Source organism: Pedobacter glucosidilyticus (assembly GCF_002483235.1).
Classification (GTDB): domain Bacteria; phylum Bacteroidota; class Bacteroidia; order Sphingobacteriales; family Sphingobacteriaceae; genus Pseudopedobacter; species Pseudopedobacter glucosidilyticum_B.
Map to the genome: position 1 here is coordinate 1 of NZ_DLHN01000035.1, position 20920 is coordinate 20920.

At 35.5% G+C, this 20920-nt stretch carries 17 protein-coding genes; 15 read left to right on the forward strand and 2 right to left on the reverse strand.

Annotated features, from left to right (window positions below; genetic code table 11):
- Positions 1–219: 219 nt before the first annotated feature.
- Complete coding sequence (locus B2745_RS14520) at positions 220–936, forward strand: RluA family pseudouridine synthase (protein ID WP_304068124.1); 717 nt, start codon at positions 220–222, stop codon at positions 934–936.
- 381 nt (positions 937–1317) lie between these two features.
- Here B2745_RS14520 and B2745_RS14525 read toward each other — a convergent pair whose 3' ends face one another.
- Complete coding sequence (locus B2745_RS14525) at positions 1318–2337, reverse strand: patatin-like phospholipase family protein (RefSeq protein WP_304068126.1); 1020 nt, start codon at positions 2335–2337, stop codon at positions 1318–1320.
- A 61-nt stretch (positions 2338–2398) separates the two neighbouring features.
- Positions 2399–2893, reverse strand: coding sequence for a CAP domain-containing protein (locus B2745_RS14530; RefSeq protein ID WP_304068128.1), 495 nt, complete (start codon positions 2891–2893; stop codon positions 2399–2401).
- A gap of 355 nt (positions 2894–3248) precedes the next feature.
- Between B2745_RS14530 and mraZ the strand changes: the two genes are divergently transcribed.
- The 14 genes from mraZ (at position 3249) to B2745_RS14600 (ending at position 20671) form a co-directional block, all read left to right on the forward strand.
- Complete coding sequence (mraZ, locus tag B2745_RS14535; RefSeq protein ID WP_026903812.1) at positions 3249–3710, forward strand: division/cell wall cluster transcriptional repressor MraZ; 462 nt, start codon at positions 3249–3251, stop codon at positions 3708–3710.
- A complete protein-coding gene (rsmH, locus tag B2745_RS14540) occupies positions 3703–4608 on the forward strand; it encodes a 16S rRNA (cytosine(1402)-N(4))-methyltransferase RsmH (RefSeq protein ID WP_304068131.1) in 906 nt (301 codons plus the stop codon). The genes mraZ and rsmH overlap by 8 nt, the downstream gene beginning before the upstream one ends.
- Positions 4605–5018 carry an FtsL-like putative cell division protein gene (locus B2745_RS14545; RefSeq protein WP_304068134.1) on the forward strand — a complete coding sequence of 138 codons (414 nt, stop codon included), beginning with the start codon at positions 4605–4607 and terminating at the stop codon, positions 5016–5018. Before rsmH ends, B2745_RS14545 begins: the two co-directional genes overlap by 4 nt.
- Positions 5002–7107: a penicillin-binding protein gene (locus B2745_RS14550; protein ID WP_304068137.1), complete on the forward strand. Its 2106-nt coding sequence runs from the start codon at positions 5002–5004 to the stop codon at positions 7105–7107. Before B2745_RS14545 ends, B2745_RS14550 begins: the two co-directional genes overlap by 17 nt.
- On the forward strand, positions 7107–8567 hold the full coding sequence (locus tag B2745_RS14555; RefSeq protein WP_304068140.1) for a UDP-N-acetylmuramoyl-L-alanyl-D-glutamate--2,6-diaminopimelate ligase: 1461 nt from the start codon (positions 7107–7109) through the stop codon (positions 8565–8567). Before B2745_RS14550 ends, B2745_RS14555 begins: the two co-directional genes overlap by 1 nt.
- Positions 8567–9850, forward strand: a complete 1284-nt coding sequence (gene mraY / locus B2745_RS14560; protein ID WP_304068142.1) for a phospho-N-acetylmuramoyl-pentapeptide-transferase — start codon at positions 8567–8569, stop codon at positions 9848–9850. The genes B2745_RS14555 and mraY overlap by 1 nt, the downstream gene beginning before the upstream one ends.
- Before the next feature lie 173 nt (positions 9851–10023).
- Positions 10024–11430, forward strand: coding sequence for a UDP-N-acetylmuramoyl-L-alanine--D-glutamate ligase (gene murD, locus B2745_RS14565; protein ID WP_304068145.1), 1407 nt, complete (start codon positions 10024–10026; stop codon positions 11428–11430).
- Positions 11431–11441: 11 nt separating this feature from the next.
- Positions 11442–12623 (forward strand): FtsW/RodA/SpoVE family cell cycle protein, encoded by a 1182-nt coding sequence (locus B2745_RS14570; protein WP_304068147.1) that lies wholly within the window; start codon positions 11442–11444, stop codon positions 12621–12623.
- A gap of 193 nt (positions 12624–12816) precedes the next feature.
- Positions 12817–13917 (forward strand): undecaprenyldiphospho-muramoylpentapeptide beta-N-acetylglucosaminyltransferase, encoded by a 1101-nt coding sequence (murG, locus tag B2745_RS14575; protein ID WP_304068150.1) that lies wholly within the window; start codon positions 12817–12819, stop codon positions 13915–13917.
- 4 nt (positions 13918–13921) lie between these two features.
- Positions 13922–15277, forward strand: a complete 1356-nt coding sequence (gene murC / locus B2745_RS14580) for a UDP-N-acetylmuramate--L-alanine ligase (RefSeq protein ID WP_304068323.1) — start codon at positions 13922–13924, stop codon at positions 15275–15277.
- On the forward strand, positions 15270–16139 hold the full coding sequence (locus tag B2745_RS14585) for a cell division protein FtsQ/DivIB (protein ID WP_304068153.1): 870 nt from the start codon (positions 15270–15272) through the stop codon (positions 16137–16139). The genes murC and B2745_RS14585 overlap by 8 nt, the downstream gene beginning before the upstream one ends.
- A 2-nt stretch (positions 16140–16141) precedes the next feature.
- On the forward strand, positions 16142–17497 hold the full coding sequence (ftsA, locus tag B2745_RS14590; RefSeq protein WP_149074791.1) for a cell division protein FtsA: 1356 nt from the start codon (positions 16142–16144) through the stop codon (positions 17495–17497).
- A 126-nt stretch (positions 17498–17623) separates the two neighbouring features.
- Positions 17624–19270: a cell division protein FtsZ gene (ftsZ, locus tag B2745_RS14595; RefSeq protein ID WP_304068155.1), complete on the forward strand. Its 1647-nt coding sequence runs from the start codon at positions 17624–17626 to the stop codon at positions 19268–19270.
- 159 nt (positions 19271–19429) lie between these two features.
- On the forward strand, positions 19430–20671 hold the full coding sequence (locus B2745_RS14600; RefSeq protein ID WP_026903799.1) for an aminotransferase class I/II-fold pyridoxal phosphate-dependent enzyme: 1242 nt from the start codon (positions 19430–19432) through the stop codon (positions 20669–20671).
- Positions 20672–20920: the final 249 nt, after the last annotated feature.

Sequence of the window (20920 nt, forward strand, 5' to 3'; positions counted from 1 at the left end):
GGTTAGTTGGTTAGTTGGTTAGTTTTTAGGAAAAAGAATACAAGTTAGAGATATTAAATGGAATTGCAAAAGGTCTCTATACGCATATCTCAAATCTCACATCTTTATTTTATGGAATTGAAAGGGTCTCTATACGCACATCTCAATACTCAAATCTATTTGCAAGGGTCTCTATACGCACATCTCAACACTCAAATCTAAAATATCATATCTAAAAAAATGTCTGAATACCCATATCTAAATTATACAGTTACGGATAAAGATGTTCTTTACGAGGATAATCATCTCATTGCTATTTATAAAAAAGCTGGATGGATTGTTCAGGTAGATGATACCGGAGATTTGTCTTTAGATGATATGGTAAAGAAATATATTGCCGAAAAATATCATAAACCTAATGGGGCTTTTTTAGGGGTTGTACATCGTTTAGATAGGCCGGTAAGCGGAGTCATACTGTTCGCAAAGACTTCTAAAGCCTTAGATCGTATCAATAAAATGTTTAAAGAGCGGCAAATGCATAAAACGTATTGGGCTGTGGTTAGGCAAAAACCTAGTAAAATGGAAGGTACTTTGGTTCATTGGCTAGTAAAAAATCCTAAAAAAAATATTACTACAGCTTATGACCACGAAGTTAAGGGTAGTCAAAGAGCTGAATTAAACTTTAAGGTATTGGGTTTTCTGGATGGTTACTATTTAATTGAAGTGGATCCTATTACTGGCAGGCCTCATCAAATAAGGGTACAATTAGCTACTTTAGGTAGCCCCATTGTAGGCGATAATAAATATGGCTACCCACGTGGCAGTCGTAAAAAGAGCATTTGTTTACATGCCAGACGACTTCAATTTATACATCCGGTAAAAAATGAACCTGTGGATATTTTTGCTCCTTTACCTAAAGATGGTTTTTGGGATAAGTTTGAAAGTTTTAATAAATAACTTTTAGTTTGTTATTAACTGTGTTTTAAATACTGTCTGGTTTATTAAAAATACCTTGAGTTTATAAAGCAGTGTAGTTATCTTATACTTAAGCTATAGTATACCTATATTTAGTACTTGCTATAAGGTTGCTATAAAGTTGCTGTAAGGTTGCTATAACCTTGCTGTATATAAACTTAGATTTGGTTGAAGAAGTTGGTGATGGTAAATTGTTAAAAACATTTACAATGCTAAAGCTATAAAAATAATATGTTATTCGATAATTTTTTAGCAAAAAATCATAAAGATATTGCTAGGCAAAACTCATAGATGGGTTTGAATTCGACTAGACATCTAATAAAAAAATATCTATTTTAAAGACGAAATTTATATGAAATGGCTTTAATTAGCTTCTTCTTTAAGTTTTATTAAAGTATCTGCAATACGGTCTAACAATAAATTTCGCTCGCTAATTAATCTGTCGCCCAAAGCCATTAGCTTTTTAATGTTTTTAGGTGTGGCGGCATCCATTCTTTCATCAACACTTTGCAAGTCTTTAGGCTCTAGCCTGATGTATTGATTGGAGATACCTAAAAAGGAAAAAATCTGCATCATATAAAAATGACTGGTTTCGCTAGCACCGCTCATCATCATATCTAATAAGGCTGGCACTACAAATAGTGCCTTAGTTTGGCTCAGCTCATCGCTATCATAAGATTTTTTAGAAACCCCAGTTCCTAAAGATAAAATATGGATGTTTTTTGGAATCTCTTTTTCGGGTGTTTTTTGTATTTCAACAAAGGCACTCATGGTTGGGTTAGTAGCAAAAACACCACCATCCAATAATGGATATCTCACGCCTGCTAATGAATAAATCTCGGCAACGCTAAAAAAGGTTGGTGCCGCTGATGTGGCTCTACAAACATCTCTTAAATAAAAATCTCTGCTATCACCTCTTTCTATAGCTGTTTTTTGTCTGAAAAAATGTGCTTTTCTCAGTTCTATATTATAAGCTGTAATAATACAGGGTTTTATCAGCTGACTTAGCTTAACATCACCAAAGTAATCTTTTAAAATTTTCTCCCAAGCTATATTATTATATTTTTCGGTTACCCAACCAATTTGAGCCAATATCTTTTTAAAGCCTTTATTCTGGAATATTGCAGCTCCATGTTTAATATAAAGGTCTAAAGCTTCTTTAGCGCTAAATTTAGGTTTTGTTGGGTCTGCTTCAGAAGGGCAAAGTAATAAGCCGGTTAATATTCCGCCGGTACTGGTACCTGCAAAGAAATCAAAATATTCTACTATAGATGCTTCAGGGTTGTGGGTCTTTTTTTTTAACCTTTCTTCTAAGCTCACCAAAATCATTCCCGGGATAATCCCTTTTATGCCTCCACCATCAATAGATAAAATTACTTTCATAATTACAATTTAAGCTAATAGGCTAAATGTAATAAACAACAATTAATAATCAATTGTGTTGCTATGGATTTTTGAATAATTGTGTAGTCATTAAGCCATATTTGGAGGCTACAATGCCAACGCCCATTCTTCCTAATTTAGGGTTTAAGATATTGGCTTTATGTTTTGGTGAATTCATTAAACCTTCATGAATTTCTTTAATGGTTGATGCATAAGCGATATTTTCTGCTGCCGCTCTAAATACGATACCCGCTTTTTTCATCCTGTCAAAAGGGTTTTCTTTATCAGGATTTATATGAGAGAAGAAATCTCTTTTAGTCATATCTAGGCTATGTGCTCTGGCAACTAACTGAACTTGTTCATCGTAAACTAAAGGTGCTAATCCGGCTTTTTTTCTTTCTCTGTTCACCAGTTGATGTAATTCTTGTTCTAAACTTTCTATATCAGCAGGCTTGGTGATGCTTGTATTTGCTTTAGCTGGAAGTGTGTTTTTTGAAAAGCTACAAGATAAAACAACTGGAATGATGAATGCTATTTTAAAAATTTGAGATAACATACAGGGAATTTTTTCCTGATAACGTTTAACTTATATCATTTATTTCGTTCAAAACTCGGCTTTAATTTAAGTTTCATTTGTAAAGCTCTCCCACTTTATCCTACTTTTTAGATAAAAATTGGAAAAATCTCCCACCTGATAATTTTGTGGTTATTTAAATAACTGATAATCAGTATGTTTTTAGGTAAGAAGTTAATGCTTTACTGAGGATTTATAAGATAAATAAGACTGTAAAATGCCTGAAAAATCATTTTATAAGCCTTTTCTAAGGTGTTGAAAACTTTTTGTGGTAAAAAGTGGTAAGAAGTGGAACTTATGTTTATTTTTACATTAAGAAAAACTATATACACTTAGCATGTCTCATCTGATTGGAGAATTTGATTGTAAGCTTGATGCCAAAGGACGCCTGATGGTGCCTTCTGGTTTGAAGAAGCAATTGCCTGCGGCAGATGCGGAGGGCTTGGTGATAAATCGTGGTTTTGAAAAGCATTTAGTTATCTACTCTAAAGCCGAGTGGGATAAAGTAACTGCTGAGTTAGCGCAGTTAAATCAGTACGAAGAAAAGAACAGAAAATTTATTCGCTATTTCACTAGAGGGGCTACCGAGCTTTCTTTGGATGCTTCTGGGCGAGTTCTGCTTCCAAAATCTTTATTAGAATACGCTGATATAGGTGCTGAAGTGGTGTTGTCTTGTCAGTTTAACAAAATAGAAGTTTGGGCTAAAGATGCTTACGATGCGCAGTTGGATGACGAGCCAGAAAATTTCTCAAGCCTTGCCGAAGAGGTAATGGGTAAAGGAAGGAGGATAGATGGATAACGTTTATCATGTTCCGGTAATGTTGAGAGAATGTATTGAAGGTTTAGCTATTGAGCATGAAGGTGTTTATGTGGATGTAACTTTTGGTGGTGGTGGCCATTCAAGGGAAATTATGAAGCACTTAGGTGATGATGGGGTTTTGGTAGCTTTTGATCAGGATGAAGATGCAAAGCAGAATATCATAGCTGATGATAGATTTGTTTTTGTTGACCAGAACTTTAGATTTCTAAAAAATAATTTAAGAGCACACGATTTAATTCCTGTTAATGGAATTTTGGCTGATTTAGGTGTTTCTTCTCATCAATTTGATGTTCCTGAACGCGGTTTCTCCATCCGTTTTGATGGTGATTTGGATATGCGTATGGATCAATCATCCGGTTTAACCGCAAAAGAAATTGTAAATACTTATGAAGAAGAAGATTTGCATAAAATCTTTGGGATTTATGGTGAGATACAAAATGCAAAATCTTTAGCTAAAACTATTGTTACAGCCAGATTGAATCATCCTATCGAAACTATCGCACAGTTGAAAAGTGTAATTCAAAAACTAATTCCGAGAGGAAAAGAGAATAAATATCTAGCTCAGGTTTTTCAGGCGCTAAGAATCGAGGTTAACCAAGAAATGGAAGCCCTTAAAGATTTTTTAGAGCAAACAGCAGAAGTTTTAAAGCCGGGGGGAAGGTTGGTCGTGATGTCTTACCATTCTTTAGAAGATAGGTTGGTAAAGAATTTTATGGCTAAAGGTAAGTTTAGTGGCGAGGTTGAAAAGGATTTTTTTGGTAATGAAATTAAGCCTTTTAAGGTTTTAACAAAAAAGTCGGTTACGGCAAGTGAAGAAGAAATCAAATTAAATAACAGAGCAAGAAGTGCAAGGTTAAGAATTGCAGTAAAACAATGATCAATAAAATTAGAGAACCTAAAGTAGAATCTGTAGAGGAAGAAATTCTTCCAAAACAGAAAGAGGAGCCAAAAGAGGTTGCTCCAAGCTTTATAAGCTCTCTTTTTACAAAAGGTGTAGTTTCTAAAGAAGGTGCTACAGAAGCCCTTCCGTTTATTGTTTTTTTGGCTTTTCTAGGGATGATTTATATCGGAAATAGGCATACTGCGGAAAATAATATTAGAAAAATAGATAAGGTTAGTAAAGAAGTGAAAGAGTTAAGTTGGGATTTTAAGACGCTTAAAGCTGACCTCATGTTTAAAAGTAAACAAACAGAGGTGGCAAGTAGGGTAGATTCAGTTTTGGGTCTTAAAGTTTCTTTAGAGCCACCCATAAAAATAAAAATTAGTCCTGATGAATATAAGAACTAACATTCTTCTGCGTGTTTATGCAGCTTTCGGGGTTATTGTTTTGTTTGCATTTGCTGTAATCGCTAAAATGGTTCATGTGCAAGTGGTACAAGGCGATAAGTATAGGGCTATGGCTGATAGTTTAAGTACTAAGTATGTAGAGGTTGAGGCGGCTAGGGGTAATATTTATTCTGCAGATGGTAGTTTATTGGCAACATCGGTTCCTGAATACGAAATCAGGATGGATTTACTGGCTGGCGGCATAAAAGAGGATAAGGTTTTTTACGAAAAGGTAGATTCTTTAGCCTATCGTTTAGCGGCACATTTTAAGGATAAACCAGGTTTTAAATATGCTCGTCTTTTGCGTGATGCCAGAGAAGAAGGTGAACGTTATTTCTTGATTAAAAGAAATGTAAGCTATCAGGATTTAAAAGCGTTGAAGAAATTTCCAATATTTAATTTGGGTAGGTATAAAGGCGGGATGATTGCTGTACAGCAAAACAAAAGAATTTTCCCTTTCAGAGATTTAGCAGCCAGAACTATAGGTTATTATAACGCAAATGCAGGGGCGGCAGTAGGTTTAGAAGGTGCGTATGGAGATTATATCAATGGCGAAACAGGGAAAAGACTAGTACAAAGAATTGCAGGTGGCGTATGGATGCCTATTAACGAGGATGCAGAAATAGCACCAAAAGATGGTGCAGATATTATTTCTACCATCGATATCAATATGCAAGATCTTGCGCAAAATGCACTAAAAAAACAATTGATAAAAAGCGAGGCTGATTTTGGTTGTGTAGTGGTGATGGAGGTAGAGACCGGAAAAATTAAAGCTATAGCAAATTATACCAGGGATGGTGAGGAGCTAGAGTATAAAGAGAAGTTTAATTATGCCATTGCACAAAGTGCCGAGCCTGGTTCAACTTTCAAATTAGCCTCGTACATGATTGCTATGGAAGACGGCAAGTTTGATTTAAACGACCGTGTAGATACAGAGGGAGGAAAATACAAAATTTATCGTCATACGATTAAAGATTCTCATGAAGGTGGTTATGGTGTTATTACCATGAAACAAGCTTTTGAGGTTTCATCCAACGTAGCTATTGTAAAGCAAATTTACAACCATTATAAAGATGAGCCTGAAGAGTTTACCAGTAAGCTTCATGATTTAAAGCTTGGTGAAAAAATGGGTTTACAAATTCCTGGAGAAGGTAAGCCTTTAATCAAAACACCAGAAAGTAAATCATGGAGTGGCTTAACCTTACCTCAGATGGCTTATGGCTATGAGCTAAAAATGACTCCGGTAGAAATTTTAGCACTTTATAACGCGGTAGCTAACAATGGTAAAATGATAAGTCCAATGTTTGTGCAAGAAATTAGAAGATTGGGGTCTACTGTTGAGCAATTTAAACCTCGGGTAATCAATAATAAGATATGTTCTGATGCCACTTTAGAAAAGCTTAAAGTGATGTTAGAGGGCGTAGTGATTGATGGTACCGGAAAGGCTTTAAATAATCCACTTTATAAAATAGCCGGTAAAACCGGAACAGCGCAGGTGGCAGATGGTTCTAAAGGTTATAAAGGTAAAAGACAATATCAAGCATCTTTTTGTGGCTATTTCCCCGCAGAAAAGCCTAAATACTCCATGATAGTGGTTGTTCAAAACCCAACTAAAGGTTCTTATTACGCAGCAGATGTTGCAGGGCCTGTTTTTAGGGAAGTTGCTGATATGGTTTACGCTGGCGATATCCAAATGTACTCTGATATCAAAGCACCAAAATTAGTAGGCAATACTAGACTGCCAAAAGTAAAAGGAGGGCATAAAAAATCGGCACAAAAAGTTTACGGCGCTTTTGGTATTAAACCTTATTTCGCTTCTGCGACAGAAAGTGATATCGATACTAATAATGGCATTACTTATAAAGAAGTAAGAATGAATCGTGGTGTAGTGCCAGATGTAGTTGGAATGGGTTTGAGAGATGCTTTATACGTTTTAGGAAATTCGGGCTTAAAGCCAGTAGTTAAAGGAAGCGGTGAAGTTGTAATACAGTCTTTAGCAAGCGGAACACCTATCATAAAAGGAACTAAAATTTTAATCGAGTTACAATAATGGCAGTTTTAAAAGACATATTGTATGGTGTTGCTTTGGAGCAAGTAATTGGCTTAACGGAGGTTGAGATAACACAAATTGCTTTCGACTCTAGAAAAGTAGCACCTCAAACGCTTTTTGTTGCTATTAAAGGAACTCAAACAGACGGGCATCAATATATCAGCTTAGCTATAGAAAAAGGTGCTGAAGCAATTGTTGTAGAAACCTTGCCAGAAGATATCATAGATGGTATTACCTATTTAGTTGTAGCCAATTCTGCTCAAGCTTTAGGTGTGATGGCTGCAAATTTTTATGATCATCCATCATCAAAACTAAAACTTGTAGGTGTAACAGGTACTAATGGTAAAACAACGGTTTGCACTTTGCTTTATCAGTTATTTAGAGATTTAGGCTATAAAGTAGGTTTGATATCTACGGTAGAAAATAAGATAAATGATGCCATTATTCCATCAACTCATACCACGCCAGACCAAGTATCACTACAATCTTTAATCAACCAAATGATAGATGCTGGTTGTGATTATTGTTTTATGGAAGTAAGCTCGCATGCGGTAGCACAACATCGTATAGAAGGATTAAACTTTGCTGGAGCTGTTTTTACAAATATCACTCATGACCATTTAGATTTTCATCTAACTTTTGATAATTATCTAAAAGCAAAAAAAGCATTTTTTGATGGATTAAGTAAACCCGCTTTCGCTCTTACCAATATTGATGATAAAAATGGGGAGGTAATGCTTCAAAATACCAAGGCGTATAAAAAAAGTTATGCTTTAAAAACCTTAGCTGATTTTAAAGCTAAAGTGATAGAAAACCAATTCTCTGGTTTGCACCTGGATATTGATGGGCATGAGGTCTACATGAAAATGGTAGGCTCTTTTAATGCTTATAATTTATTGGCTGTTTACGCTACGGCCATGTTGTTAGAGCAAGACAAAATAAAGGTTTTAACCATTTTAAGCAGGCTAAGTGGTGCAGAGGGCCGGTTTGATTATATCATGGCGCCAAATAAAGTAGTGGGTATTGTGGATTATGCGCATACGCCTGATGCTTTGAGAAATGTATTGTCTACTATAGATAATATCAGAAATGGAAATGAATCTATCATCACCATTATTGGCTGTGGCGGAGATAGGGATAAAACTAAACGCCCAGTAATGGCACAAACAGCTTGTGATTGGAGTCATAAAGTAATTCTTACTTCAGATAATCCACGATCAGAAAATCCTGAAGACATTATTAAAGATATGCAGGCAGGGGTTACGCCAGTTAACCAACGTAAAGTACTCACCATCCTAGATAGAAGAGAGGCTATAAAAACTGCTTGTCATTTAGCTCAGCCTGGTGATATTATTTTATTAGCTGGTAAAGGCCATGAAAAATATCAAGAAATAAAGGGTGTAAGGACTGATTTTGATGATAAAAAAATATTGTTGGACCAATTTAACCTACTTGCTTAATGTTATACTACTTGTTTAATTTTTTGGATAAACAATTTGATTTCCCTGGTGCAGGTGTATTTCAGTTTATCTCTTTTAGGGCAAGTATGGCCATCATCTTATCCTTAATTATTACTACCGTTTACGGAAGTAGATTGATTAAATATTTAAGATATAAGCAAGTTGGGGAAACGGTAAGAAACCTAGGTTTAGACGGGCAAATACAAAAACAAGGTACCCCAACTATGGGTGGCTTAATCATTATTGCTGGGGTATTAATCCCAACTTTGTTATTTGCCAAGCTAGAAAATATATACATCATTTTAATGATTGTAACTACCATTTGGATGGGAGCAATAGGTTTTTTAGATGATTATATTAAGGTATTTAAGAAAAATAAAGAAGGGCTAGCTGGTAGATTTAAAATAGTTGGACAAGTGGGTTTATCCATCATTGTAGGCTGTACCATGTATTTCCATCCTGGAATTTTGGTAAGACAAACTGTTACAGGTGCCTTGCCGGCAGGAAGTTCTACTACCCAAACAGAAACTGTTTACAATCAAGAAGGAAAGAAGCTGATAAAAGTAGAAAAATCAACAGGTGTACATTACGCAAATGATGTAAAATCTACCATTACCAATATCCCTTTTTATAAAAATAATGAGTTTGATTATGCCAAAGTCTTAAAATTTATGGGCGATGGCTATGAGAAATACGCTTTTCCGGTGTTTTTGCTATTCGTTATCGTGATTATAACGGCGGTCTCAAACGGTGCTAACATCACAGACGGTATAGATGGATTGGCAACCGGAACATCAGCAATTATAGGGATTACCCTGGCTTTACTAGCTTATGTTTCTGGTAACATGATTATTGCAGATTACCTCAATATTCTATACATCCCAAACTCTGGAGAGCTGGTGATTTTTGCGGCGGCTTTTGTAGGAGCTTGTGTGGGTTTCCTTTGGTATAATACTTTTCCTGCTCAGGTTTTTATGGGCGATACAGGAAGTTTAACTATTGGGGGTATCATAGCGGTTTTAGCTATTATGATACGTAAGGAGTTACTTATCCCAATACTTTGTGGTGTTTTCTTGATAGAAAATCTATCGGTGATTATGCAGGTTTCTTGGTTTAAATACACCAAAAAGAAATATGGCGAGGGTAGAAGAATCTTTTTAATGTCGCCCTTACATCACCACTTTCAGAAAAAAGGTTATCACGAAGCTAAAATTGTTACCCGCTTTTGGATTATCGGGATACTACTAGCCATCATCACTATAGTAACGCTGAAATTGAGGTAACTTTTTGGGAGAATAAGGATTGGGGGATAAAGGAATAAAGAACAAAGATTAGGGAATAAAGAATAAGGAACAAAGATTAGGGAATAAAGAATAAGGAACAAAGAACAAAGATCAAGGAACAAAGATTAGGGAACAAGGAATAAGGATTGAAATTTTAGAGAGTTAGAAATTAAATGAATAAGGAAAGCCATCATACAAATAAAGCAGAGCAATCTAGTGCTCCCTCTCCTTCGGAGAGGGCTGGGGTGAGGCTCGTAGTTTTAGGCGCTGGAGAAAGTGGCGTTGGCGCTGCTATTCTAGCCCAGAAGCATGGTTTTGATGTTTTTGTATCTGATTTTGGTGCTATTGCAGATCATTATAAAGCAGAGCTAAACGATTTTAATATCCCTTTTGAAGAAAATCAGCACACAGAAGATTTAATCTTAAATGCTACTGAGGTTGTAAAAAGTCCGGGTATCCCTGACAAAGCTCAAATGATCAAAAAATTAGTAGAAAAGAATATTCCAATACTATCAGAAATAGAGTTTGCTGGAAGATATACCAACGCTAAAACCATTTGTATTACTGGTTCTAATGGTAAAACTACCACCACGCTTTTAACCTATCATATTTTAAAGAAAGCAGGTTTAAATGTGGGTTTGGCCGGTAATATTGGGAAAAGTTTTGCTAAGCAGGTTGCTCAAGAAAACTTTGATTATTACGTATTAGAGATTAGCAGTTTCATGCTGGATAATATGTATCAGTTTAAAGCTGATATAGCCATTTTATTAAACATCACGCCAGACCATTTAGATAGATATAATTATGAGATGCGTAATTATGTGAATTCTAAATTCAGGATTATTCAAAATCAAAAGGAAGAAGACCATTTTATCTACTGTGCCGATGATCCTGAAACGGAAGCAGTAATTACAGATTTTGCTATTAAAGCTCAAATACATCCATTTTCTATCAAGAAAGAAGTTGCTAATGGTGCTTTTGCATCAGGGCAAACCATCACGTTTAATCTAAACCATTCAGATAAATTAACTATGTCATTTTCAGATTTAGCACTACAAGGTAGTCACAATGTTTACAACTCTATGGCTTCTGGTATAGCAGCTAAGATATTAGATCTTAGAAACGCAACCATTAGAGAAAGCATGGGAGATTTTATAAATATTGAACACCGTTTGGAGCATGTTGCCAAAATTTCCGATATCACTTTCATTAATGATTCTAAAGCAACCAATGTAAATTCTACTTGGTACGCGTTAGAAAGTGTTAATACTGATGTTGTTTTAATTATGGGTGGTGTTGATAAAGGAAATGATTATAGCATGATTAAAGATTTAGTTAAGCAAAAGGTTAAGGCTATAGTTTGCTTAGGTAAAGATAATAAAGCGATACATGATGCTTTTGAAGATGATGTAGAAGTTATTGTGAATACATTTTCTGCTAGAGAAGCGGTAGAAGTAGCTTATCACTTAGCTAAAAAAGGAAGCACTGTTTTATTGTCTCCTGCTTGTGCAAGTTTTGATTTATTTAAAAATTACGAAGACAGAGGTAATCAATTTAAAGCAGCTGTTAGAGAACTTTAATATCAACAAACATGATTAAAGATATTCTAAATCATACCCGTGGCGATAGATGGATTTGGTTGATCATCATCCTGCTATCGTTACTTTCTGTATTAGCAGTTTACAGTGCTACAGGTACCTTGGCATACAAGCGTGGTGTAGGTTCAGAGTCTTTAATGTTTAAGCATTTGTTATTTATCATCATAGGTTTTGTTTTGATATACTTTGCCCACTTACTTAATTATAGGTATTACGGTGGGATATCAAAAATTTTAATGATTATCACTATTCCACTATTACTTTATACGCTACTTTTTGGTAGCACCATGAATGATGCAAGTAGATGGATAGCAATACCAGGTACAGGTTTAACTTTCCAAACATCAGATTTGGCTAAGCTTGCTCTCATTACTTTTTTAGCTAGAACGCTTACCAAAAAGCAGGAGAATATTAAGGATGTTAAGAAAGCTTTTATTCCGATTATGGGCTCGGTTTGTTTAGTATTTATTTTAATAGGTTTAGCAAATTTATCAACAGCATTAATGCTGTTTGGGGTAAGTATATTGTTATTATTGATAGGAAGAATTAGTTTTAAGCAAATTGCTATTGTATGTGTTGGTGGTGCAGCTTTGTTGGCGGTATTGGTGTTTTATGGTCCAAGAAGAGAGACTTATAAATCAAGGATTCACGCTTATTTTAATCCAGAAATGCAACATGCTGATAAAACTTTCCAGCAAGACCAAGCAAAAATAGCAGTTGCTAGCGGGGGTATTTTAGGTAAAGGTCCGGGTAATAGTACGCAAAGAAATTTCTTGCCACACCCTTATTCAGATTTTATTTTCGCCATTATTATAGAAGAGTATGGTATGGTTGGTGGTATTCTTGTGGTGGCCCTATACTTATTACTCATGTTTAGGATTATCAAGATTGTGACCCAAGCCCCAAAAGCTTTTGGGGCCTTATTGGCTGCGGGTTTAGGTTTTAGTTTAACCATACAAGCATTGGCTAATATGGCTGTAGCAGTAAATTTATTCCCAGTTACGGGTGTGCCTTTGCCATTGGTAAGTATGGGAGGTACGTCTATATTGTTTACAAGCGTAGCATTCGGTATTATTTTATCGGTTAGTAAAGATGTAGAAGAATATAAAGCAGATTTAAAAGCAACAAATAAAGAAGAAAAAGTAATTGTTGGAGAAATACCGGCGGTAGGATAAATATTTAGTGAATGATAGATGGATTGAATGAGAGATTGACATTAATTAAATCAATAAAGTAAAATAAAATTTAGCAGAGCGATACAGAATCAATCAATCAATCAATCAAAAATCAATCAATCAAAAATAAAAAGGAATGACCAGATAGCAGATGAGTCTCCATACTCAATACTATCTACTCAATACTAAAAATATGGCAAAAAGAATCATCATCAGTGGAGGCGGAACAGGAGGACATATCTTCCCTGCTATTGCTATAGCTAATGCTTTGAGGACTTTGCAGCCAGATACAGAAATATTATTTGTAGGTGCAGCAGGAAGAATGGAAATGGAGAAAGTTCCGGCTGCTGGTTATCGCATTATTGGTTTAGATATTCAAGGTTTTCAAAGAAGTAATTTGGCTAAGAACTTATTATTGCCTTTTAAAATCATTGGAAGTGTTAGAAAGTCGCTACAAATTATTAAAGATTTTAAACCTCATGCTGTAGTTGGTGTTGGCGGTTATGCATCAGGGCCATTGCTTTATGCAGCTTCCATAAAAAAGATTCCTTACCTCATTCAAGAGCAAAACTCTTATGCAGGTATTACCAATAAATTATTAGGTAAAAAGGCAGAAAAAATATGTGTTGCTTTTGATGGGATGGATGCGTTTTTTCCTTCCGAGCGTATTATTAAAACTGGCAATCCGGTAAGAAAAGAGTCAGTTCAAATTGTAGATAAAAGAAAAGAGGCGGCAGCATTTTTTGAATTAGACGAAACCAAAAAAACAATTTTAGTTGTTGGCGGAAGTTTAGGTGCTGGCACTTTAAATAAAAGTATGATGAGTGGTTTGGCTTTATTGCAAAGCCAAGATATACAACTGATTTGGCAAACAGGTAAATATTATTACCGAGGTATTATAGATAGTTACGGCAACCAACCTAAAGACAATGGGATAAGAATTTTTGAATTTTTAAACCGTATGGATTTGGCTTTTGCGATGGCAGATGTAATTATTTCAAGAGCCGGGGCAGGAACTATTGCAGAGCTTTGTTTAGTGCAAAAACCTGTGATTTTGGTTCCATCGCCAAACGTTGCAGAAGACCATCAAACGAAAAATGCTATGGCTTTAGTGAATAAAGATGCAGCCGTTTTAATTGATGATAAACATGCTGAATCTGATTTGGTAGAGCAAACTTTAAAATTATTGAAAGATGAAGCCAAGATGAAGGTCTTGTCTTCAAATATAGCCGGGTTGGCTTTACCATCGGCAGATGAAACTATAGCAAAAGAAGTATTAAAAATTGCCTTATAGCATGATGAAATTGGAAGACATACAAAGGGTTTATCTTATCGGAATTGGCGGTATTGGCATGAGTGGTCTTGCCCGTTATTTTCATAAAAGAGGTTGTGTGGTATGCGGTTACGATAAAACAGCTACGCCACTTACACAAAGTCTTGCAGATGAAGGTATCCCGGTACGTTATGAAGATTTGGAGGAAAATATTCCAATGAATTTTCATGAACCTTCTTCTTCCACTTTAATCATTTATACACCTGCTATTCCGCAGGACAGTGTGGTGTTAAACTTCTTCAAAAGAAAAGGTTTCACACTTTACAAACGTTCGCAGGTGTTAGGTATCCTGTCTGCTGGTATGTATACCATTGCGGTAGCAGGTACACACGGTAAAACAACAACCAGTACTTTAATCACACATTTATTATTAAATGGTGGGAATGACTGTTCAGCATTTTTAGGAGGCATTAGCTCTAATTACGATACCAATATCATTATAGGTAAAAATAATGTGATGGTGGTTGAAGCCGATGAGTATGACAGGTCTTTCTTAACCCTACATCCTGATGTTGCGGTAGTAACATCCATGGATGCAGACCATTTAGATATTTATGGAGATGAAAGCCATTTGATAGAATCTTTCAAACTATTTGCAGGGCAAGTAAAAGCTGATGGTAAATTATTTGTTCGTAACGGCTTGCCATTAGCCGGAACCTCAACTTACGGTTTAACCACCCAAGCTGATGCTTATGCGCAAAACATACGGGTAGAAGCTGGCGAATTTAAATTTGATTTTAAAAATCAAGAGCTAGAAATGCCAAATCTTGTTTTAGGGTTGGCTGGTCAGCACAATATAGAAAATGCAGTGGCAGCTATACAAGTTGCCCTTTTAATGGGAATATCCAAAGAGGATATAAGAGCAGGCTTAGCCAGTTTTAAAGGTGTAAAAAGACGTTTCGAGTATATCATCAAAGAACCAAAAAGAATTTATATAGATGATTATGCGCATCATCCAGAAGAGTTAAGAGCTTGTTTTAAAGCTGTAAGAACCTTATATCCAGATAAAAAGTTAACGGTTGTTTTTCAGCCACACTTGTTTACAAGAACCAGAGATTTTGTAGACGGTTTTGCAGAAGTTTTAGCTACTGCCGATGAATTACTGCTTTTAGATATTTATCCGGCAAGAGAATTGCCTATACCGGGTGTGGATAGTGATTTCTTAGCTAAAAAAATAAATTCTGATAAAGTTATCAGATGCTCTAAAGAGCAAGCTTTACAATTGGTGAGGAGTTTAAACCCCGAATTGTTGGTTACCGTTGGAGCCGGGGATATAGATACATTGGTAAAACCTTTACATACTTTATTTACAAATGCTTAAAAAGATAAAATGGAAATTGGTAGGTGCTATATTCCTCTGGCTGTTAAGCCTGAGTGGTTTAGTGGTGCTGATGAGTTTTATCGAAACTAAGAAGGTAGAAACAGTTTGTAGAGAGGTAAAAGTAATCTTACCCGGAAATCAATATTTTATAGAGCGGGCCGAGGTTGATGAAATACTGGTTTCAAAAAATGGCTTATTAGTGGGCAGAAGATTAGGTAATATAGATTTGCAAAGTTTAGAGGATAGGTTGCAAGCCAATCCTTTTGTAGAATATGCAAATGTTTTTGCTGATATGAATGGGGTAATCCATGCAGATATCAGGCAGCGAGTGCCTATTCTAAGGATGTTAAACATTGCAGGGCAAGATTATTATATAGATCAAAACGGGTTGAAAATTCCATTATCAGAACATTTCACAGCCAGAGTATTAGCGGCTAATGGGATGATTCTAGAAGGCTTTAGTGGTAAAATAGATACCCTAAGAACGGCACTAGCTAAAGATCTTTTTAAAGTAGCTGTACATATTACCAAAGATTCTTTATGGAACGAGCAATTTGTACAGCTTTATATAAACGAGAAAAAAGAAATAGAATTAGTACCTCGGGTAGGTAAGCAAAAAATCATTTTCGGAGATGGGAATGATATTGAAGATAAATTTAAAAGGTTATTGGTTTTTTATAAAAAGGCAATACCTTACGTAGGTTGGGATACTTATTCATCAGTAAGCTTGAAATTTAAAGGTCAGATTGTTTGCGAAAAAAGCGATTCTACCATTTTAAGAAAGCAGTTTGAGCAGCAGCAATTAAAAGATAGCTTACGCAAAGAGAAAATAGCAAAAGATTCAATACAAAATACATTATAGACATGGAAAAAGGCATTACTAAACAATCCAAAGTATCACCCATTGTAGTAGGTCTTGATATTGGTACCACTAAAATTTGTGTTATCGTGGGCAGAAGAAGCGAACACGGTAAAATAGAAGTTTTAGGCTTGGGTAAGGCAGAATCTGCCGGAGTTACCCGTGGCGTGGTTTCTAATATTGCAAAAACCGTTAAAGGTATCACCCAAGCAGTAGAAGAAGGTAGTTCACAATCTAACGTTGACATTAAAATTGTTAATGTAGGTATTGCTGGGCAGCACATCAAAAGCCTGCAACATCGTGGTATATTAACCAGAAAAGACCTCAGTAATGAAATCTCTAAAAAGGATATCGATAGGTTAATAGACGATATGTTTAAACTAGCGATGAACCCAGGAGAGGAAATCATACATGTATTACCACAAGAATTTACGGTAGATAATGAGCCGGGTATAAAAGACCCTGTGGGTATGGCAGGAGTGCGTTTAGAAGCAAATTTCCATATCATTACCGGACAGGTAACGGCCATTAAAAATATCATGAAATGTGTGGTGCAAGGTGGTTTAGAAACTCAGGATTTAATTTTAGAGCCTTTAGCTTCCGCAGAATCTGTATTGAGCGAAGAAGAAAAAGAAGCTGGTGTTGTTTTGGTTGATATTGGTGGTGGTACAACTGATGTGGCTATTTTCCATGAAGGCTTGATCAGACATACTGCGGTTATTCCTTTTGGAGGTAATAGCGTAACCGAAGATATTAGAGAAGGGTGTTCTGTGATGCGTAATCAGGCTGAATTGTTGAAAACCAGATTTGGTTCTGCTTTAGCCGAAGAAAATAAAGAAAACGAAATTATCTGTGTACCAGGATTAAGGGGAAGAGAGCCTAAAGAAATATCAGTTAAAAACTTAGCTTATGTGATACAAGCCAGGATGGAAGAAATCATAGACCATGTTTATTATGAGATTAAATCATCTGGTTACGAGAAAAAATTAATAGGTGGAATTGTTATTACTGGAGGTGGTGCGCAATTAAAGCATTTATCGCAATTGGTAGAATATGTAACTGGTTTAGATTGCAGAATAGGTTATCCTAATGAGCATTTGGCAAAAAATGAAGAATTGCCTAAAAATATTTATGAGGATTTAAAAAGCCCAATGTATGCAACTGGTATTGGTTTATTGATAAAAGGTATTGAGAAAGTAGAAAGCGAATTGCAGAAAGACTATAAAGTTTCATCTTCTGCACCTGTTTCTTCTGTTGCAGAAAGCAGCTCTAAGAAAAACAGAGGCTTATTTGCTTCTTTGCTTGAAGGAACTAAGAAATTTATTAAGGATGATATTAGCGATCAGGATTTTCTTAAATAATTTTCAACAATCAGAAAGTTTTCCACACTATTAACATTTGTGGATAACTGTTGTGGAATATTTTTTAATATTACATGTAGGAATAATTCAATTTTACAAAACGCTTAAAAGCTGATAATAAAGGATATGCAGTTTGAAATGTTAAAAGAAAAATCATCAATAATCAAAGTTATTGGTGTTGGTGGTGGCGGTGGTAACGCTGTTAACCATATGTACAGGCAAGGAATTACTGGTGTAGACTTCATCATTTGTAATACCGATGCCCAGGCTTTAGAACTCAGTCCTATTCCTAACAAAGTACAATTAGGCGCAAGTTTAACAGAAGGAATGGGCGCAGGCTCTATTCCAGAAGTTGGAAAAAACTCGGCTATAGAAAATATAGACGATGTTAAAGAAATGCTTGGTGCTAATACCCGTATGCTTTTTATTACTGCCGGAATGGGCGGTGGTACAGGTACCGGGGCTAGTCCTATCATCGCAAAAGCGGCTAAAGAACTAGATATTTTAACCGTTGCTATTGTTACTACACCTTTCTCCTTTGAAGGTAAACGTAGAAGAATGCAAGCAGAAGAAGGACTAGAAGAATTAAAGAAATATGTTGATTCTTACCTGGTAATTTCTAATGATAGGTTGCGTGAGATATTTGGCAACTTAACCTTAGGTTCAGCATTTGGCCAGGCTGATGATATTTTAACCACAGCAGCCAAAGGCATAGCAGAAATTATTACAGTACCGGGTTATATAAACGTCGACTTTAAAGATGTGCGTACCGTCATGAAAGATAGCGGTGTGGCCATCATGGGAAGCTATGCGGCGGAAGGTGAAAACAGAGCTTTAAAAGCAGTAGAAGGCGCTTTATTATCACCATTATTAAAAGATAATGAAATAGAAGGGGCAAGATATATCCTATTAAATATTAGCTCTGGCGATAAAGAGGTTACCATGGATGAAGTAAGTATTATTACAGACTTTATTCAGGACCAAGCTGGTTTATCCGCAGATTTAATTTGGGGTAATTGTAATGATGCTTCTTTGGGAGATAAAATTTCTGTAACCATTATTGCAACTGGTTTCCAAACCAGAGAGGAAAGAGTACAAACACAACAAAGCGCACCTAAGAAGCAATTCTTAACTTCTGATACTCCTTTAATCAGGCCGGTGAATGAGTTTGTACAAGCTAAACCGCAGGCAGAAATACCTCAGGTAACACCAGAAGTGGCTAAGCCAAAAGAGAGCATTGTGCCTCAGGCAGATTTATTTGGTGGAATGTTTACCCAGCAAGATCAAATACCTGTAAATAAAGAAGTAGAAACCATCAGACATCAATTGATAGAAGATGAACCTGAACAGGTAGAAGCTAAAGAAGAGGAAAATGCTTTTGAATTTAACCTTAAAATAGAAGAACCAACGTATAATTTTTCTGTTCCACAAACCAATAAGGTACAAGATTCTTTTAAAGAAGAGGAACCTAAGCAAGTTATACCAGAGCCTGTGCAGCAGGTAGATGATTATAAAACAGATGACTCTATTGAAGAACAATTGAGGAAATCTAAAGAACGTATTTTAAGATTAAAAGATTTAAGTATGAAGCTAAGATCAACTAGCGGATTACAAGAATTAGAAAATGAGCCAGCTTACAAAAGAAAGCAAATGCAGTTGAAAGATGTGCCACATTCTTCTGAGTCTCAAGTATCAAGATTTACTTTAAGTAATGAAGATGGTCAAACAGAAATAAGACCAAATAATTCATTCCTTCATGATAATGTAGATTAACCTTTGCATTAACCAATTTAAAGCCATTCTGTTAAAGGAATGGCTTTTTAATTTTAATGCCATATTTTATTCATTGCACCAATAGGTTTTGTTTATCAATGAATTAAAGTAAATTTGCAGCAAATTAATATTTTAATAACATACAAAAAATACATCACATTGGATATTTTTGATAAGATAGCTAAGAATATGGGGCCACTTGGTCAACACCAAAAATGGTCTCATGGTTACTTTTCTTTTCCGAAATTGGAGGGAGAGATTGCACCTCACATGAAATTTAGAGGTAAGGAACATTTAGTTTGGAGCTTAAACAACTATTTAGGTTTAGCTAACCATCCCGAAGTAAGAGAGGCTGATGCGAAAGCTGCTGCTGATTACGGTATGGCCTATCCTATGGGCGCCAGAATGATGTCTGGAAACTCTAATAACCACGAGGAATTAGAAAAACAATTGGCAGAGTTTACAGGCTTTCAAGATGCTTTCTTGTTAAACTATGGCTATCAGGGTATGGTATCTATTATAGATACCCTTGTAGATAGAAACGATGTTATTGTTTATGATGCAGAATCTCATGCCTGTATCATAGATGGTGTACGTTTGCACATGGGTAAGCGCTTTGTATATCAACATAATGATATGGATAGCCTACGCAAGCAATTAGAAAGAGCTACAAAACTTACTGAGCAATCTGGAGGTGGTATTTTGGTTATTACAGAGGGTGTATTTGGGATGTCTGGTGCACAAGGTAAAATAAGTGAAGTAGTAGCTCTTAAATCAGAATTTAATTTCCGTTTGTTAATTGATGATGCCCATGGTTTTGGTACAATGGGTAAAACGGGTGCTGGTACTCATGAACATCAAAATTCTATAGCAGGTGTAGATGTTTATTTTGGAACATTTGCAAAATCTATGGCAGGTATTGGTGCCTTTGTAGCTTCTACAGAAGAAATTACCAATTATTTACGTTATAACATGCGCTCTCAAACCTTTGCCAAATCTTTACCGATGCCAATGGTAATGGGTTTATTAAAACGTTTAGAGCTGTTAAAAAGCAAGCCAGAGTTAAAGGATAAACTTTGGACAATTGCAACTGCCTTACAGAAAGGCTTAAGAGAAAGAGGTTTTGATATAGGTAATACAAACTCGGTAGTAACACCTGTATTTTTAAAAGGCGAACTTTCAGACGCTACAGCTATCACCATGGATTTAAGAGAAAACTATGGCATCTTCTGCTCTATTGTAGTTTATCCTGTTATTCCTAAAGGACTCATTATGTTGCGTTTAATTCCAACAGCTATGCATACTTTAGAAGATGTAGAGCGTACATTAAATGCCTTTAGTGAGGTTGGAGATAAGCTTAATAAAGGTTTATATAAAGAAAAAAAGGCTGTTGAAGCTTAAAAATGTTTAAAATATATAAATGCCTCTACCATAAACGTAGAGGCATTTTTTTGAAAATGTTTTTTTGTATTGTATTGATTATGAGGTTTTTAATTTGTTTTTGTTGATGATAAATTGTTAAAACCTTGCTGTTTGTGGAAAAAAAAGCATTTTAAGGGAAATAATTAGCTGGGATAATATTTTTTTTTACAAAAAAACATTATACATTAGCTATAAGTAAACAATATTACTAACCATCATAAATAAAAA

What these genes read in the sequence shown, in the direction of transcription:
- B2745_RS14520 (WP_304068124.1), top strand. Translation starts at nt 220, where the DNA reads ATGTCTGAATACCCATATCTAAATTATACAGTTACGGATAAAGATGTT.
- B2745_RS14525 (WP_304068126.1), bottom strand. Translation starts at nt 2,337, where the DNA reads ATGAAAGTAATTTTATCTATTGATGGTGGAGGCATAAAAGGGATTATC.
- B2745_RS14530 (WP_304068128.1), bottom strand. Translation starts at nt 2,893, where the DNA reads ATGTTATCTCAAATTTTTAAAATAGCATTCATCATTCCAGTTGTTTTA.
- mraZ (WP_026903812.1), top strand. Translation starts at nt 3,249, where the DNA reads ATGTCTCATCTGATTGGAGAATTTGATTGTAAGCTTGATGCCAAAGGA.
- rsmH (WP_304068131.1), top strand. Translation starts at nt 3,703, where the DNA reads ATGGATAACGTTTATCATGTTCCGGTAATGTTGAGAGAATGTATTGAA.
- B2745_RS14545 (WP_304068134.1), top strand. Translation starts at nt 4,605, where the DNA reads ATGATCAATAAAATTAGAGAACCTAAAGTAGAATCTGTAGAGGAAGAA.
- B2745_RS14550 (WP_304068137.1), top strand. Translation starts at nt 5,002, where the DNA reads ATGAATATAAGAACTAACATTCTTCTGCGTGTTTATGCAGCTTTCGGG.
- B2745_RS14555 (WP_304068140.1), top strand. Translation starts at nt 7,107, where the DNA reads ATGGCAGTTTTAAAAGACATATTGTATGGTGTTGCTTTGGAGCAAGTA.
- mraY (WP_304068142.1), top strand. Translation starts at nt 8,567, where the DNA reads ATGTTATACTACTTGTTTAATTTTTTGGATAAACAATTTGATTTCCCT.
- murD (WP_304068145.1), top strand. Translation starts at nt 10,024, where the DNA reads ATGAATAAGGAAAGCCATCATACAAATAAAGCAGAGCAATCTAGTGCT.
- B2745_RS14570 (WP_304068147.1), top strand. Translation starts at nt 11,442, where the DNA reads ATGATTAAAGATATTCTAAATCATACCCGTGGCGATAGATGGATTTGG.
- murG (WP_304068150.1), top strand. Translation starts at nt 12,817, where the DNA reads ATGGCAAAAAGAATCATCATCAGTGGAGGCGGAACAGGAGGACATATC.
- murC (WP_304068323.1), top strand. Translation starts at nt 13,922, where the DNA reads ATGAAATTGGAAGACATACAAAGGGTTTATCTTATCGGAATTGGCGGT.
- B2745_RS14585 (WP_304068153.1), top strand. Translation starts at nt 15,270, where the DNA reads ATGCTTAAAAAGATAAAATGGAAATTGGTAGGTGCTATATTCCTCTGG.
- ftsA (WP_149074791.1), top strand. Translation starts at nt 16,142, where the DNA reads ATGGAAAAAGGCATTACTAAACAATCCAAAGTATCACCCATTGTAGTA.
- ftsZ (WP_304068155.1), top strand. Translation starts at nt 17,624, where the DNA reads ATGCAGTTTGAAATGTTAAAAGAAAAATCATCAATAATCAAAGTTATT.